This window comes from Zoogloea sp., assembly GCF_023150065.1.
In the GTDB taxonomy this organism is placed as follows: domain Bacteria; phylum Pseudomonadota; class Gammaproteobacteria; order Burkholderiales; family Rhodocyclaceae; genus Zoogloea.
In genome coordinates this window covers 15,377-29,396 of sequence record NZ_JAKLLN010000016.1, presented here as the reverse complement: position 1 = coordinate 29,396, position 14,020 = coordinate 15,377, and the positions used below count along the sequence as shown (strand labels likewise).

Here is a 14,020-nt window from a genome sequence, read left to right as displayed (position 1 = left end):
GGTTTCCTTGCTTGGGTGTTGCGGTTTGAAAGTCAGTTTTCTTCGGGGCTGCGGGCCTGGATGGCAAGGGCGTGGATCTCCCTGCGCATCATCTCGCCGAGGGCGTCGTAAACGATCCGGTGCCGGGCGACCGTGTTCTTCCCGCGGAAGCACTCGGACACGATGGTGAGGCGAAAGTGCCCGCCACCTGAGCGGGCACCTGCATGGCCGGCATGGAGGTGGCTGTCGTCGATCAGCTCAAGGCGGGTTGGCGACAGGGCCGCGAGCCGCTCCCGGATCGTGTCCATCACGCTCATTGGGGAAAGACCTTCTTGAAAGGCTTTACCGTGCAGCGGGCGAACACGCCGGTGGTGGTGTAGGGGTCGGCATCGGCCCAGGCCTGGGCATCGGCCAGGGAGGCGAACTCGGCGACGATCACGCTGCCGGTGAAGCCGGCAGGGCCCGGGTCGGGGGAATCCACGGCGGGGCAGGGGCCGGCCAGGATCAGGCGACCATCGGCCTGGAGAGCCTGGAGGCGGGCGAGATGTTCGGCACGCACCGCCATGCGTTTTTCGTGGGTGCCGGGGGCATCTTCACCGATCAGGGCATACAGCATTACTTGGGTTCCTCTTCAAGGTAACGGGACAGCATCATTCCCTGGGCCACAACGAACACGAGCATCAGGCCCATGCCGCCGAAGAGCTTGAAATTGACCCAGGTGTCTTCGGAGTAGGTGTAGGCGACGAACAGGTTGAGCACGCCCATGCCGACAAAAAACGCTGCCCAGGCAAGGTTGAGGCGCCCCCACAGGGGGTCGGGCAGCTTGAGCTGGGCTTCCATCAAGGTGCGGATCAGATTTTTGCGCAGCACCATTGCCGAGAACAGCAGGGCCCCCGCAAAGAACCAGTACAGGACCGTGGGCTTCCACTTGATGAAGGTGGGGTTCTGGAAGATCAGGGTGGCACCACCGAACACGGTGACGATGGCCAGGCTGACCCACAACATGGTGTCCACCTTGCGGTGGCGGAACCATACCCAGGCGATCTGCCCGACGGTGGCCACAATGGCCACCGCCGTCGCCGCAAAGATGCCGGAGAACTTGTAGGCGACGAAAAACAGGATGATGGGAAACAGGTCGAAAAGGAATTTCATCGGTCGGAGCGTGGAAAGCGGAAGGCGGAGCGCGTGATGCGGAACAGGGGTGATGGGGTCAGCTTGGTTCGGCGCGGTTGCGCATGTGGTCGGCGAGGCCTTCGATGGCGCCCCACAGGCGCTCGCGCAGGGGGCCGTCGGGGACGCATTCGTCAAAGGCCTGGTGCATGCACATCAGCCACTGGTCCCGTTCGGCGCTGGCGATGGAGAAGGGAAGGTGGCGTGCGCGCAGCCGGGGATGGCCGAATTCCTGCTCGAACAGGGGCGGCCCGCCCAGCCAGCCACTGAGGTACTTGAAGAGTTTCTCTTCGGAGCCGGAGAGATCCTCCGGGTGCATCTGGCGCACGTCCCATGCTTCCGGCAGGGTGTCCATGAGGGTGTAGAAGCGATGCACGAGGCGGCGGATGCCTTCGGCTCCGCCGAGCTCGACGTAGGGTGTGGTTTGCTCAGGCACCATGGATGTCGTGTTCTCCAACGCGGCCACAGCGCAGATTGGCGGGCAGGGCTTCGTCGATCATGCGCGGGCGGGGCAGATCAAGGTTGGCCATCAGTTCGATGAACTCGTCGCGGCTGCGGCCCGACAGGCGCGGGTTGCTGACTTTCTCCTGGCCGATGCACGAGACGCGGGCGCCGCGATAGTCGTGCCCGGGATAGACCAGGGTTTCGTCGGGCAGTACGAAGAGGCGCTCGGTGATGCTGTCGTAGAGGGTTCCGGCGTCGCCGCCTTGGAAGTCGGTGCGGCCGCAGCCCCCTATCATCAGGGCATCGCCGGTGAACAGCCGGTCACGCCACTGGTAGGTGACGCAGCTGGGGGTGTGGCCGGGGGTCGGGATCACGCGGATGAGTTCGTTGCCGAAGACCACGGTATCACCGTCGCCCAGGACACGATCGGCGCAGCCGACGCCACCACCGGCACCGATGGCGCTGCGTGCCCCCGTGAGTTCGCGCAGCCCGGCTGCCCCGGTGATGTGATCGGCATGAACATGGGTTTCCAGCACCCAGGCCAGCCGGAGCTCCTGCTCCTGCAGGAAGGTGATGTAGGCACCGACGTGCTCCTTGACCGAGTCGATGATGACAGCGTCGCCCGTCAGGGGATCTGCGAGCAGATGGCTGAGGGTGCTGCTGGTGGGATCGAAGAACTGGCGGAACAGGATCATGGGAGCACTACGCGGAGGGTGACGGACCTGATTCTAGCTTCAACTCAGGCTTTTGGTATGACCGCGCAGCAGGATGCTGGCGCGCAGGCCGCCGCCTTCCCGGGGGAGCAGGCGAAATTCGCCGTGCTGGCCGCGGACGATGCGGTCCACGATGGCCAGCCCCAGGCCCGAGCCCTTGGTGTTGCTGCGGGCGGATTCCAGACGGGTAAAGGGGCGTTTCACCTTTTCGGTCTGGGCGGCGGGAATCCCGGGGCCGCGGTCGAGCACTTCGATCATCGGGCGGCCATCCAGCATGCCGACGGCGAGTTCCGGCGGGTGGCCGGCGTAATGCAGGGCGTTCTCTATCAGGTTGGTGACCGCCCGACGCAGTGCCTGGGGGCGCGCCTGGGCCCGGGCAGCGGTGGTGGCCAGCACAGTGATGGGAAATCCCCGGCGGGCATAGAGCCCGGACAGCTCGGTGGCCAGCTCGGCGAGATCCAGGGTTTCCAGTGCTTCGTCCCCGTCAGCCTTCGAGAAGGCCAGGAACTGCCCGATGATGCGGTCCATGTCCTCGATGTCGGAGACCATGGCATCGACCTCGCCCGGATCCGCGCCGCACATCTCGATGCCCAGGCGCAGGCGCGCCAGCGGCGTGCGCAGATCGTGGGACACACCGGCCAGGATCAGGGCCCGGTCGGCATCGAGTTCCTGGAGGTCATTGGACATCTGGTTGAAGGCATGGGCCAGATCGGCCAGTTCGGCGGGGCCGCTTTCGCTGAGCCGGGGGGGGACTTCACCCCGGCCCACCGTGCGGGCGGCAGAGGCCAGCGCCTTGAGGGGGCGGTTGAGGCGCGACACGATCATGTAGGCGCCCAGCATGGCCAGGCTGAGGGCGGCAGTGCCCCACCACATCCATTCCAGGGCATGGGGGCGCATGATCCGCTCTGCCGGCAGCATGAGCCAGAATTCGCCGGTGTCTTCCGGGTCGTCGGCCTGGATGCGGAAGCTGACCCAGAAGCCGGTCAGGCCTTCCCAGGAGGCGGCAAAGCGGGTGTCCGGCCCGAGCTGGTGGCGGACATCGGCGGTGAGCTTGCGCACTAGGTTGCTGTCCTCAAGCGGCGTCGTCCGGTCGTCGGCTTCGGCCGGGTAGATGCGGATGCCTTCCTGGGTGGCGAGGTCGAGGAGGAGGTCCTTGCGCAACGAAGGGTCGGCATTGAGCAGGGCCGTGCGGGTCAGGTTGATGATGCTGACCACGGTCTGGGCCGTCTGGGCGGCCCGGCTGGCCTGATCGAAGTGGCTGAAGATGGCGGACCAGACCGCCACCGAGGCCAGCATCAGTACAGTGACGACCAGGAAGATGCGCCACAGCAGGGTTCGCGGGGCCCCGACCAGGAAGGATCGATAAGGGGCAGCAGAGGCCATGGGCCGTTCAGGGGGCGTGCTTGTTGCCGTCCGGTACGAAGACATAGCCGAAACCCCACACGGTCTGGATGTAGCGGGGCTTGCCGGGGTCTTCTTCGATCAGCTTGCGCAGGCGCGAGATCTGCACGTCGATGGAGCGGTCGAACACGTCGTATTCCCGGCCGCGGGCCAGTTCCATCAGGCGGTCCCGGGACAGGGGCTGGCGCGGGTGCTGCAGCAGCACCTTGAGCAGGGCGAACTCACCGGTGGTGAGCAGGGTTTCCTCGCCATTGCGGATCAGGATGCGGTTGCCCAGCTGCACGACGATCTGGCCGAAGCTCACGTCTTCGTCGTCGGCCACCGGCGCACCCGGCGGCGTCTGGGGCTGGCGGCGCATCACAGCATGGATGCGGGCCACCAGTTCGCGGGGGTTGAAGGGCTTGGGCAGATAGTCGTCGGCGCCCATCTCGAGGCCGATGATGCGATCCACGTCATCGCCCTTGGCGGTGAGCATCACGATGGGGATCTGGTTGCCGGTGCCCCGCAGGCGTCGGCAGATCGACAGGCCGTCCTCCCCGGGCAGCATCAGGTCGAGCACCATCAGATCGAAGTGTTCCCGGAGGATGGCCCGGTCCATCTGGGCTGCGTCGTTGACCACCTTGACGTTGAAGCCCTGCTCACCGAGGTAGCGCTTGAGCAGGTCACGCAGGCGGAGATCGTCATCGACGACGAGAATGCGATAGCTTTCTTTTTCCATGGTCTCATCCTAACGGCTCCCCGATCGCCCGGCTAGGCCGGCTGTGCAGGTCGGGTAAGCAAACGTAAGTCCCTGTGCGGGTCTAACATTCTCTTACAAAGGTGGATTCCAAGCCCGACGCGGGCTGCCAGAATCAATTCAGGGCCGGGCGGGGATGCCGAAAAACGCCGGTCCGGGTTAGGATAAGGACCATGCGCCACGGGATAGATTCACCGATATGGATTCGTCACGGCCTGCCCCTTGGGGTGGTCGTGCTGCTGTCGTCGCTGTGCGCGGGCAGCGCGCTGGCCGATCCGGGGGAACGTCTCACGCCCTTCCTCCGCCAGTATGCGGCGCCCCAGGATCGCCCCATGCGCCAGATGCCGGCATTTGCTGCCGAGCCGATGCGTCGCAGCGAGATGGATGAACGCAATCCCCGTCGCTGGTCACCGGAGGAGCGTCGTCAGTTGCGCCGCGATGTGCACGAAGCCGGTCGCGACGTTTACGGCAACCCGCCGCGCCGTCCCGATTGAGCGCTGAGCCTCCGCTGACGCGGACCGCAGGCCCGGAGGGCGGTAGAATGCGGCCGCTATGAAGATTCTCGCCCTCGAAACATCCACCGATTCCGGCTCCGTTGCCCTGTTTGACGGCGCCACTGTCATCGAACGTCCGGTTGTCGGTCGTCCTGGCCACTCGGAAACTCTTTTGCCCGGGGTCGTCGCCCTGCTCGACAGCTGCGGAGTCACCCTGGACCAGCTCGACGCCATTGCCTTCGGTGCCGGGCCGGGTGCTTTCACCGGCCTGCGCCTGGCCTGCGGTGCGGCTCAGGGCCTGGCCCTGGGGCTCGGCAAGCCCGTGATCCCGGTGGGCAACCTCGAGGCCCTGGCCAGCCAGTGCCCACAGGACATGATTTTCGTGGCAGCGGATGCGCGCATGTCCGAAGTGTATTTCGCAGCTTACCGGCGCACGCCCGAAGGGCTGGAGGAGATGATGGCGCCAGCCTGTGCCGCGCCGTCGGAGGTCCGTCTCCCAGCGGAGGGAAGCTGGTTCGGCTTCGGTACCGCCTTCCAGGCCTATCCGGAAAGCCTGGTGCCGGCATTGGGCTCCCGTCTGGCAGGATTCGACGGGGCACCAGTGCCCCTGGCCTCCAGCATTGCCCGCCTGGCGGGGCAGTGTTTCCTGCGGGGCGAGCTCGTCGACCCCGCCCTGGCCGCGCCCCTGTACGTGCGCGACAAGGTGGCCATGACCACTGCCGAGCGTCTGGCCCGCGGAGGCAAGGCGTGATCGCGGGGATTGCCGAGGGTGTGGCAGGGCTTGGGGGACGGGCGCGATGAGCGTGCTTGCCCTGGACTTCGTACCCATGGAAAGCGCCGATCTGGAATGGATCGCGGCCCAGGACCGTGAGCTTTATCCGTTTCCCTGGTCGGCGCAGAACTTCGCCGACTCCATCATCGCCGGATATGGTTGCTGGACGCTCTTCGAGGGCGGCGAGCGGGCCGGTTACGCGGTGCTGATGATGGTGCTGGACGAGGCGCACATCCTCAACATCAGTGTCTGCAAGGCCCGTCAGGGGCTGGGGCTGGGGCGTCGCCTGCTGGATCATCTCGGGGCCGTGGCCCGGGCCGCGGGGGGGCGGCAGATCTTTCTGGAGGTACGCCCGTCCAACACGCCAGCCCTGGCCATGTACGAAAAGGCAGGCTTTGAGACCATCGGTCGGCGCAAGGGCTATTACCCTGCGGTCAATGGGCGCGAGGACGCGCTGGTCATGAGGCTGCCCCTGTGAGGTGTGTGGGATGAACCAGCGTCGTGACGCGATCCTGCGGGAGATGGGGCTTGCACCCTTGTGGCGTCTGAGGGGCGCCGGGCAGGTGGAGGTGGAGCCTGCGCCGGCGGAGATCCTGCCCGAGCCTGCCCCGGTGGTGCTTGAGTCGGCTCCGGTACGCGAGTCTGCGCCGCGCCCGGCGCGCCCCGATCTGCGGGAGAGCCTGCAACAGGCGGCTGCTCCAGCCGTCCCGGCGCAGGCCATGCAGCGCAGCGACACGGGTGAGGCGGTGTCCGGGCTGGACTGGGACACCCTGGAGGCACGTATCCGCGGCTGCGATGCCTGTGGTCTGTGCAAGCGTCGCAAGCAGGCAGTGCCCGGTGTCGGCGACCGCCAGGCCGACTGGCTGTTCGTGGGCGAAGGGCCGGGAGCCGAAGAGGACGAGCGCGGCGAGCCCTTCGTCGGTCAGGCCGGGCGTTTGCTGGATGCCATGCTGGCGCGCATCGATCTGAAACGTGGTGAAGACGTGTATATCGCCAATGCCGTCAAGTGCCGTCCGCCCAACAACCGCACTCCGGAGGCGGCCGAGCTGGCGGCCTGCTTCCCTTACCTGCAACGCCAGATCGCCCTGATCCGGCCTCGCCTGATCGTCGCCCTGGGGCGCCCGGCGGCCCAGGCCTTGCTCAATGAAGAGGTCCGGATTGCGGCGTCCCGTGGCAAGCTCTTCTCCCATAATGACATTCCGGTGGTGGTGACCTACCATCCGGCCTATCTGCTGCGAAATCTGCAGGACAAGGCCAAGGCCTGGGAAGATCTCTGCTTTGCCCGCCGCACCATGGTCGGCCTGAAGGCTTCATGAGGGCTTGAGAAGGACTTTCCGGGGGCTGGAAGTGCAAGATTTCAACACGCGGGGTGGATAGCTCCGCGTGGGCACCGGGCGCCGCTAGAATGGCCCCGACCTTGCCGGTGTCGTGTGTTGACCCGCCGGCTTCAACCCGATTTCTCCTTCATGAGGGCGTGCTCCATGTCCATCAAGCATCTTCTGTCCCTGATCCTGTCGCTGTTCCTGCTCTCCGGCTGCGGCTACAACCAGATCCAGATCAACGACGAACAGATCAACGCCTCCTGGTCTGAAGTGCTCAACCAGTACAAGCGGCGGGCCGATCTGATTCCCAACCTGGTGCAGGTGGTGCAGGGTTACGCCGCCCACGAGAAGGAAGTCCTGACCCGGGTGACCGAAGCCCGGGCCAGCGTGGCGGGCATGAAGGTGACCCCCGAACTGGTCAATGATCCTGAAGCCATGGCCCGTTTCCAGAAGGCCCAGGGTGAGCTGTCCGGTGCCCTGTCGCGCCTGCTGGTGGTGTCCGAGAACTACCCCAACCTCAAGGCCGACGCCAATTTCCGCGATCTCCAGGCCCAGCTCGAAGGCACCGAGAACCGCATCACCGTGGCCCGCAACCGTTACATCAAGGCGGTGCAGGACTACAACATCTCGGTGCGCACCTTCCCCAACAACCTGACCGCCATGGTCATCGGTGCGAAGGCCAAGGCCAACTTCACCGTCGAGAACGAGCAGGCCATCAGCGAGCCGCCCAAGGTCAATTTTGGTGCGCCCGCTCCGGCGGCTGCGCCGGCCAAGGCGCAATAAGGTCGATCCGTGTCGCTGGCCATGGGCCGCAGCATGTTTCTGCGCTTTCTCGTGCTGCTGTTGTGCAGCCTGGCCGGGGTGTTGCACGCCCAGGAGCTGCAGACCCTGCCGAGCCTGTCGGCCCACGTCACCGACACCCTGGGGCTGTTACCGGAGGCCCGTCGCGAGGCTCTGGAGGCGCGCCTGGTAGCCCTCGAGAAGGACAAGGGCGCCCAGGTGGCCGTGCTGGTGGTGGCCACCACCCGACCTGAGGCGGTCGAGTCCTACGCCCTGCGGGTGGCCGAGGCCTGGCGGCTGGGCCGCCAGGGGGTCGATGACGGAATCCTGTTCCTGATTGCCCGGGACGATCGCCGGATGCGCATCGAGGTGGGACGGGGTCTGGAGGGCGCCGTGCCCGATGCCATCGCCAAGCGCATCATTGCCGACGTGGTGGCGCCGCATCTGCGGGGCGGGGATTTCGCCGGCGGTATCGAGGCCGGGGTGGACGCCATCGCGGCCCGCATCGCCGGTGAGGCCCTGCCGCCTCCGACAGCCGCAGCTCGCGGGCAGGAAGCAGGCTTCGAGGAGCTGTTGGTGCTCGGAATCATCGGCACCATCGTGGTGGGCGGTGTGCTGAGGGCGATTTTCGGTCGCCTGCTGGGAGCAGGCCTCGCTTCGGGGATTGTCGGCTTCGGGGCGTGGACCCTGTCCGGGGTGCTGGCCATCGGCGTGGTGGGTGGGGTGCTGGCCTTCGTGTTCGTGCTGGCGATGGGCTCTGGCGGAGGGGGCCGCGGGATCGGCGGCCCATGGACAGGAGGCGGAATGGGCGGTGGCGGTTTCGGACGGGGCGGCGGAGGCGGTGGATGGTCCGGCGGTGGGGGTGGATTTGGTGGCGGTGGCGCCTCGGGGGACTGGTGATGTCCATGCTGCGCATCCTGCGTCATCTGCTCACGCCGGCCTGGGTTCTGGACCGGGTTTTTCCGGCAAGCGTGCTGGCCGCCATCGAGCAGGCTGTGAAGGCATCGGAAACCCGTCATCGGGGGGAGCTGCGCTTTGCGGTGGAGGCAGGCCTCGATCTGGCCGACCTGCGGCAGGGTGTGTCGGCCCGGGAGCGGGCCGTCGAGGTCTTCTCGCGGCTTCGGGTGTGGGATACGGAAGAAAACACCGGCGTGTTGGTGTACGTCCAGTGGCTCGACCGTCGGGTCGAGATCGTGGCCGACCGGGGCATTGCTGCCCGGGTCGCCCAGGCCGAATGGGACGGGATCTGCCGGCAGATGGAACTGGCCTTTCGCAGCGGCCGTTTCGAGCAGGGTGCGGTGGATGCCGTCAAGGCGGTGGGCGATCTGCTGACGAGGCATTTTCCGGCCCGGCCGGACAACCCCAACGAACTCTCCGATCGCCCCGTGCTGCTGCGTTAGAGGGCCGGCTTCAGGCCCGGCCCACTTGGGCGAGACGGCTCAGCCGACGTTCTGCAGGACGGGGGGCTGGCCGATGCTGAAGTAGAGCGCCGCACCCTTGCCGACTTCTCCTTCGGCCCACACCTCGCCGCCATGGCGGTGGACGATGCGGGCGACGGTGGCCAGGCCGATCCCGGTGCCCGGGAACTCCCGGTCGGAGTGGAGGCGCTGGAAGGGACGGAAGAGGTTTTCCCGGTAGCGCATGTCAAAGCCGGCGCCGTTGTCACGGACCACGAAGGAATCGACGCCCTCGTGGCGGGCGCAGTCGAATTCGATGCACGGCTGGTCGACCCGGCCGGTGAACTTCCAGGCGTTGCCGAGGAGGTTCTCCAGCACCGTACGCATCAGGCTGGGGTCGCCCTCGACCTGCAACCGGGGAGCGATGTGCACGCTGACGTTCCGCTCCGGTTCCTGCTGGCGCAGCTCGTCGCAGATCACCTGGGCGAGGTTGGAGAGGTCAACGGGGCGGCGGTCGAGCTCCTTGCGGCTGACCCGCGACAGGGTCAGCAGGTCGTCGATCAGCTGGCCCATACGATGCACGGCGGCGCGCACCCGGCGCAGCAGCTCCTTGGCTTCGTCGTCGAGCTTGTCACCGTAGTCGGAGCCCAGGATGGCGCTGTAGCCCTCGATGGCGCGCAGCGGGGCGCGCAGATCGTGGGAAACCGAGTAGCTGAAGGACTCCAGCTCGCTCAGGGCGGCACTGAGCTGGGAGGTCCGTTCGGCCACGCGCCGTTCCAGTTCGGTGTTGAGGCGCTTGATGGCCCGCTCGGCAAACTTGCGTTCGGTCAGGTCGGTGCCCACGCCGACGATATGGGGCTTGCCGTCGAGGATGACCCGGCGGCCGACCACGAGGAAGGGCACCGGCTCGCCGCCATTGCGCCGGAGCATCACTTCGGCCGAGGCTTCGCCCGAGATCAGTGCCGTCTCGATGCGATGGGCCATCAGCGGCTCCTGCTCGGGAATCACCAGGCTCTGGGCTTCCGCATGCAGCAGGGTGTCGTCGGCCAGCCCGGTCAGGTCGCTGACGAAGCGGTTCCACAGCAGCAGATGGCCGTTCTGGTCGAACAGGAAGAACGGGGCCGGCAGACTGTCGATGAGGCCGCGGGAGAAATCGCGCTCGGCCTTGAGTTGCTCTTCGGCGAGCTTGCGGGCGGTGATGTCGCCGATGGAGCCGACAATGCGCACGGCCCGGCCCTGCTGGTTGCGATGGGCCAGCCCCCGGGCCAGGACCCAGTGGAACTTTCCGTCCTTGTCGGCAATGCGGTATTCGGACTCGAAATGTTCGGTGTCGCCGCGCAGGTGGGCCACAAAGTCGGTCCGGAAGCGCGGCCGGTCGTCCGGGTGGATCAGCTTCAGCCACTCCTCGCCGGTGGTGCGCAGGGTGTCGCTGTGCAGCCCGAGGAGGGACAGCAGGCGGGCAGAGAGATAAAGATAGCGGGTCTTCGGGTCCCAGTCCCAGAGACCCTCGTTGGTGCCCCGCTGGGCCAGCACGTAGCGTTCGCGGGTGTCGCGCAGCTGCTCTTCCGCTTCCAGGAAGGCGGTGCGGTCCTCGACGATGCCCACGCCCCCGAAGACCTTGCCTTCCGCATCGTATTCGGGGGCCACGCGGATCGACAGGATCTGCATGTCGGTGGACAGGGGGGACACGAACGGGCCGTCGTAGGCGCCCCGCTGGCCGAGCAGGGCCTTGCGGAGTATCGACAGGATGGCCTGATCGCCCAGGGAGTGCAGGTCCATTCCGGCCAACTGCTCCGGGGTGGATTTGAAGAAATCGGCCAGCCGGCTGTTGCAGTAGCTGACCAGCAGGTCGGAGGTGAAGTGGAAGATGCCCACCGGCGCGTTCTCGACGAGGGCCCGGTAGCGGGCCTGCTGGTCGGCGACCGTGCGGGCGATGCTCCGCTCCTCGGATTGGTCCCGGAACACCACGACGACCCCGAGGGGCGTCTTGTGGGGTGCCATCAGGATGGGGGCGCCGCTGTCGACGATGGGGCGACGCCGGCCGTCCCGGTCAATGAGCAGGGTGTGGTTGGCCAGCCCGACCTGACGGCCGTCGCGCATGACCTTGTCCGCAGGGCTTTCCAGCGCTTCGCCGGTGTCCTCGCTGACGATGCGGAAGACGTCGGCAAGGGGCTGGCCGCGGGCTTCGTCTTCGGACCAGCCGGTGAGGACCTCGGCCACGGGGTTCATCAGGGTGATCCGGCTGTCTTCGTCGGTGGCGATCACCGCGTCACCGATGCTGCGCAGGGTTACACCGAGGTATTCACGGGTGGCCCGCTGGGCGGTCTGGTCGGAGGCGGCGCCGATGATGGCCCGCAGGCTGCCGTCCGGGCGACGCAGCAGGGTCATGGAGTCGTGGATCCACAGGGGGCCGGCGCAGGCATCGAGGCGGTACTCGACACTGATTTCGACCGGATCATCCCCGGGGGTCTTCAGGGCATCGCTGATGATGGCCCACACCCGGCTGAGGTCTTCCGGGCTCGTGCGGCGGGCGAAGTGCTGCCAGCCGCCAGGGGCGCACAGGACAGCGATCGGGGTGCCGAGCCAGTCCTCGGCCTTGGCCGAGATGTAGTCGTAGCATTCATGAACCGGGTCGAAGCGGTACAGGATGTGCTGGACCTTGGCCAGGGCCTCGGCGAAGCGCGTTTCGGCGCGCAGCTGCCGGCTCTGCTCATGGACTACCACCAGGTGGCAGCGGTGGCCGGCAAAGGGCTGCTCGTGGATGCGGGTCTCGAACTCCAGCGCCGAGCCGCTGGCGGGCTGGTGGCTGAGCAGTATGGCTGCTGCGGAGGGAAGTGGCAGGGGGCTGACGAGGGTGTCCGCCCGCGTGCCCACCAGGGTGTCGACGGGGAGACCGTAGAGCCTGGTTGCGGCGGCATTGGCGGCCAGCACACGGCCACTGTCCGCGTCATAGAGCCACTGGGGGTCGGGGCAGGCATCGAAGAGAGCCCGGTAGTCGGCATTGATGTCCGGAGCGGTTGGGGCTGTTGCAGCACGACCGGCACGCCGCAGGGTGAGGAAGATGAACAGGGCCGAGGCGGCCGCGAAGAGCAGCAGCCACGGAGCCGTCAGCACGGGTGTGGCGGCATGGCGGCCGGTGATCAGCAGTCCTCCGACGATCAGGACAAGGGCCGCCAGCAGATAGACTGCCACCGCCCGCAGAGCTGGCGTGAGGCTTGGAGGCGAAGCGCTATCCGCCGGCTGCGAGCCTTGCCCTGAACTCGGCATGGAGTTCATCGGGCGGGCCCTGCCGGAAGCGTGCCTGTTGTCGTTGTGCCGGGTCTTTCCACGATGCTGCTTTAAAATCCCTAAACGAACCTGTGAAACAACAATCCGAAAATCACCATGAATCTTCCGAGCCCTGACCAGGATGCACTCTTCATGCGGGCGGCCATAGAGCTTGCCCACGAGGCAGGCCGCTGCGGCGAAGTGCCCGTCGGTGCCCTGGTGGTCTCTGCCGATGGCATTGTCGTTGGCCGCGGCTTCAATCAGCCCATTCTCCGACATGATCCCACAGCCCATGCCGAAGTCATGGCCTTGCGCAGTGCCGCTGAAGTCCTCGGTAACTACCGCCTTCCCGGCTGTACGCTGTACGTCACCCTTGAGCCCTGCGCCATGTGCTCCGGCGCAATCATGCACGCACGTATCGGCCGGGTTGTTTTTGGTGCCAGTGACCCCAAAACGGGGGTTGCCGGTAGCGTAATCGATCTTTTTGCCGAAACACGCCTAAATCATCACGCCCGGGTCGAGGGAGGCCTGATGGCGGGGGAGTGCGGTGGAATTTTGTCTGATTTTTTTGCTGCCCGCCGCAAACGGGCGGTGGGAGTCTGAACCTCGTGTACATCCGTATCCACATTCCCAGCCAGACACTGCGGCTCTTCGGGGACGACGGCGCCTGCCTGCGCTGCTACCGTGTGTCCACTGCCCGCAACGGTGCGGGCGAGGAGAAGGGCAGTTACCGCACGCCCCGCGGGCGCCATATCGTCCGGGCGCGGATTGGGGCGGGGGCGCCGCTGGGGGCGGCCTTCCGGGGGCGTCGGCCCACCGGAGAGCTGTGGTCGCCGGCGCTTGCCGCCAGTGCCCCGGAGCGGGACTGGATCCTGACCCGCATCCTGTGGCTGTCGGGCACCGAGCCCGGGCGCAATCGTCTCGGGTCGGTGGACAGCATGCAGCGCTATATCTACATCCACGGTACACCGGACACGGAGCCCATGGGCGTTCCCCTGTCGATTGGCTGTGTGCGCATGCGCAACCGTGATGTGGCCGAACTCTTCGACCTGGTGCCGGCGGGGACGGTCGTGGAGATCGAGGCGTGAGCGGCACCGGGGCTGGCGCCGAGGCCGTCCGTATCGTGCTGGGGACGTGGCCCGAGCTTGCCGAGCGTGCCGCGCCGATCCGTTTCCGGGTTTTCGTGGACGAGCAGGGGGTGCCGGTGGAGATGGAACTCGATGAGTTCGACCCGCTGTCCTGTCATGCCCTGGCGCTGGTGGGCGAGCAGGCCGTGGGTACCGGGCGTCTGCTGCCGGACGGCCATATCGGTCGCATGGCCGTGGACGCCGGGTGGCGTGGTCACGGGGTGGGCGCGGCCTTGCTGGGCGCCCTCATTGATGAGGCGCTGAGCCGCGGCCTGCCGGTGCTGGCCCTCAGTGCCCAGACCCACGCGCTGGGTTTCTATGCCCGTTTCGGCTTTGAGCCGGTGGGGCCGGAGTACGAGGAGGCGGGGCTGCCCCATCAGGCCATGGAGCGGCGCCTGGCAGCGGGTTGAGCGGTGTT

Annotated in this window: 18 protein-coding genes; 10 read left to right on the top strand and 8 right to left on the bottom strand. The window is 66.8% G+C overall.

All coding sequences use genetic code 11. The features are described from left to right. Positions 1-32 precede the first annotated feature (32 nt). From L6Q67_RS16660 to ompR, 7 genes are read right to left on the bottom strand one after another with little or no spacing between them, the layout of a single operon-like run. Positions 33-296 carry a BolA family transcriptional regulator gene (locus tag L6Q67_RS16660; RefSeq protein WP_296571881.1) on the bottom strand — a complete coding sequence of 88 codons (264 nt, stop codon included), beginning with the start codon at positions 294-296 and terminating at the stop codon, positions 33-35. Beyond that, a complete protein-coding gene (locus L6Q67_RS16655; RefSeq protein ID WP_296571879.1) occupies positions 293-595 on the bottom strand; it encodes a YciI family protein in 303 nt (100 codons plus the stop codon). Before L6Q67_RS16655 ends, L6Q67_RS16660 begins: the two co-directional genes overlap by 4 nt. Further along, positions 595-1,131 carry a septation protein A gene (locus L6Q67_RS16650; RefSeq protein ID WP_296571876.1) on the bottom strand — a complete coding sequence of 179 codons (537 nt, stop codon included), beginning with the start codon at positions 1,129-1,131 and terminating at the stop codon, positions 595-597. Before L6Q67_RS16650 ends, L6Q67_RS16655 begins: the two co-directional genes overlap by 1 nt. Before the next feature lie 58 nt (positions 1,132-1,189). Beyond that, positions 1,190-1,588, bottom strand: a complete 399-nt coding sequence (locus L6Q67_RS16645) for a group II truncated hemoglobin (protein WP_296571874.1) — start codon at positions 1,586-1,588, stop codon at positions 1,190-1,192. Beyond that, complete coding sequence (locus L6Q67_RS16640) at positions 1,578-2,288, bottom strand: MBL fold metallo-hydrolase (RefSeq protein WP_296571870.1); 711 nt, start codon at positions 2,286-2,288, stop codon at positions 1,578-1,580. Before L6Q67_RS16640 ends, L6Q67_RS16645 begins: the two co-directional genes overlap by 11 nt. A gap of 39 nt (positions 2,289-2,327) precedes the next feature. Then, the gene (locus L6Q67_RS16635; RefSeq protein WP_296571867.1) at positions 2,328-3,689 is read right to left on the bottom strand and encodes a sensor histidine kinase; all 1,362 of its coding nucleotides are present in this window, start codon (positions 3,687-3,689) and stop codon (positions 2,328-2,330) included. A 7-nt stretch (positions 3,690-3,696) separates the two neighbouring features. Then, positions 3,697-4,425, bottom strand: coding sequence for a two-component system response regulator OmpR (gene ompR / locus L6Q67_RS16630; protein WP_296571862.1), 729 nt, complete (start codon positions 4,423-4,425; stop codon positions 3,697-3,699). A 191-nt stretch (positions 4,426-4,616) separates the two neighbouring features. Here ompR and L6Q67_RS16625 point away from each other — a divergent pair, with 191 nt between their 5' ends. The 7 genes from L6Q67_RS16625 to L6Q67_RS16595 all read left to right on the top strand — a co-directional run bounded on the left by L6Q67_RS16625 (position 4,617) and on the right by L6Q67_RS16595 (position 9,211). Further along, on the top strand, positions 4,617-4,937 hold the full coding sequence (locus L6Q67_RS16625; RefSeq protein ID WP_296571859.1) for a hypothetical protein: 321 nt from the start codon (positions 4,617-4,619) through the stop codon (positions 4,935-4,937). 58 nt (positions 4,938-4,995) lie between these two features. Beyond that, the gene (gene tsaB / locus L6Q67_RS16620; protein ID WP_296571856.1) at positions 4,996-5,688 is read left to right on the top strand and encodes a tRNA (adenosine(37)-N6)-threonylcarbamoyltransferase complex dimerization subunit type 1 TsaB; all 693 of its coding nucleotides are present in this window, start codon (positions 4,996-4,998) and stop codon (positions 5,686-5,688) included. Positions 5,689-5,734: 46 nt separating this feature from the next. After that, positions 5,735-6,187 (top strand): ribosomal protein S18-alanine N-acetyltransferase, encoded by a 453-nt coding sequence (gene rimI / locus L6Q67_RS16615; RefSeq protein WP_296571853.1) that lies wholly within the window; start codon positions 5,735-5,737, stop codon positions 6,185-6,187. A gap of 10 nt (positions 6,188-6,197) precedes the next feature. Further along, positions 6,198-7,025 carry a uracil-DNA glycosylase gene (locus L6Q67_RS16610; protein WP_296571850.1) on the top strand — a complete coding sequence of 276 codons (828 nt, stop codon included), beginning with the start codon at positions 6,198-6,200 and terminating at the stop codon, positions 7,023-7,025. Positions 7,026-7,190: 165 nt separating this feature from the next. Further along, complete coding sequence (locus L6Q67_RS16605; protein WP_296571848.1) at positions 7,191-7,814, top strand: LemA family protein; 624 nt, start codon at positions 7,191-7,193, stop codon at positions 7,812-7,814. A gap of 9 nt (positions 7,815-7,823) precedes the next feature. Next, positions 7,824-8,711: a TPM domain-containing protein gene (locus L6Q67_RS16600; RefSeq protein WP_296571844.1), complete on the top strand. Its 888-nt coding sequence runs from the start codon at positions 7,824-7,826 to the stop codon at positions 8,709-8,711. Between the two features lie 5 nt (positions 8,712-8,716). After that, the gene (locus L6Q67_RS16595) at positions 8,717-9,211 is read left to right on the top strand and encodes a TPM domain-containing protein (protein WP_296571841.1); all 495 of its coding nucleotides are present in this window, start codon (positions 8,717-8,719) and stop codon (positions 9,209-9,211) included. A gap of 39 nt (positions 9,212-9,250) precedes the next feature. Here the strand turns inward: L6Q67_RS16595 and L6Q67_RS16590 are convergent, their stop codons facing one another. After that, complete coding sequence (locus L6Q67_RS16590; protein ID WP_296571838.1) at positions 9,251-12,400, bottom strand: PAS domain S-box protein; 3,150 nt, start codon at positions 12,398-12,400, stop codon at positions 9,251-9,253. A gap of 192 nt (positions 12,401-12,592) precedes the next feature. On the opposite strand from L6Q67_RS16590, the gene tadA reads away from it, so the two are divergent. The 3 genes from tadA to L6Q67_RS16575 are packed head-to-tail and all read left to right on the top strand — an operon-like array spanning position 12,593 to position 14,012. Further along, the gene (tadA, locus tag L6Q67_RS16585) at positions 12,593-13,078 is read left to right on the top strand and encodes a tRNA adenosine(34) deaminase TadA (RefSeq protein ID WP_296571835.1); all 486 of its coding nucleotides are present in this window, start codon (positions 12,593-12,595) and stop codon (positions 13,076-13,078) included. A gap of 5 nt (positions 13,079-13,083) precedes the next feature. Continuing rightward, on the top strand, positions 13,084-13,563 hold the full coding sequence (locus L6Q67_RS16580; RefSeq protein ID WP_296571833.1) for a L,D-transpeptidase: 480 nt from the start codon (positions 13,084-13,086) through the stop codon (positions 13,561-13,563). 32 nt (positions 13,564-13,595) lie between these two features. Next, positions 13,596-14,012 (top strand): GNAT family N-acetyltransferase, encoded by a 417-nt coding sequence (locus L6Q67_RS16575; RefSeq protein ID WP_367171648.1) that lies wholly within the window; start codon positions 13,596-13,598, stop codon positions 14,010-14,012. Positions 14,013-14,020 lie beyond the last annotated feature (8 nt).

Bases quoted from the DNA above. Each gene is read 5' to 3' on its own strand.
- L6Q67_RS16660 (WP_296571881.1), bottom strand. From the start codon at position 296: ATGAGCGTGATGGACACGATCCGGGAGCGGCTCGCGGCCCTGTCGCCA.
- L6Q67_RS16655 (WP_296571879.1), bottom strand. From the start codon at position 595: ATGCTGTATGCCCTGATCGGTGAAGATGCCCCCGGCACCCACGAAAAA.
- L6Q67_RS16650 (WP_296571876.1), bottom strand. From the start codon at position 1,131: ATGAAATTCCTTTTCGACCTGTTTCCCATCATCCTGTTTTTCGTCGCC.
- L6Q67_RS16645 (WP_296571874.1), bottom strand. From the start codon at position 1,588: ATGGTGCCTGAGCAAACCACACCCTACGTCGAGCTCGGCGGAGCCGAA.
- L6Q67_RS16640 (WP_296571870.1), bottom strand. From the start codon at position 2,288: ATGATCCTGTTCCGCCAGTTCTTCGATCCCACCAGCAGCACCCTCAGC.
- L6Q67_RS16635 (WP_296571867.1), bottom strand. From the start codon at position 3,689: ATGGCCTCTGCTGCCCCTTATCGATCCTTCCTGGTCGGGGCCCCGCGA.
- ompR (WP_296571862.1), bottom strand. From the start codon at position 4,425: ATGGAAAAAGAAAGCTATCGCATTCTCGTCGTCGATGACGATCTCCGC.
- L6Q67_RS16625 (WP_296571859.1), top strand. From the start codon at position 4,617: ATGCGCCACGGGATAGATTCACCGATATGGATTCGTCACGGCCTGCCC.
- tsaB (WP_296571856.1), top strand. From the start codon at position 4,996: ATGAAGATTCTCGCCCTCGAAACATCCACCGATTCCGGCTCCGTTGCC.
- rimI (WP_296571853.1), top strand. From the start codon at position 5,735: ATGAGCGTGCTTGCCCTGGACTTCGTACCCATGGAAAGCGCCGATCTG.
- L6Q67_RS16610 (WP_296571850.1), top strand. From the start codon at position 6,198: ATGAACCAGCGTCGTGACGCGATCCTGCGGGAGATGGGGCTTGCACCC.
- L6Q67_RS16605 (WP_296571848.1), top strand. From the start codon at position 7,191: ATGTCCATCAAGCATCTTCTGTCCCTGATCCTGTCGCTGTTCCTGCTC.
- L6Q67_RS16595 (WP_296571841.1), top strand. From the start codon at position 8,717: ATGCTGCGCATCCTGCGTCATCTGCTCACGCCGGCCTGGGTTCTGGAC.
- tadA (WP_296571835.1), top strand. From the start codon at position 12,593: ATGAATCTTCCGAGCCCTGACCAGGATGCACTCTTCATGCGGGCGGCC.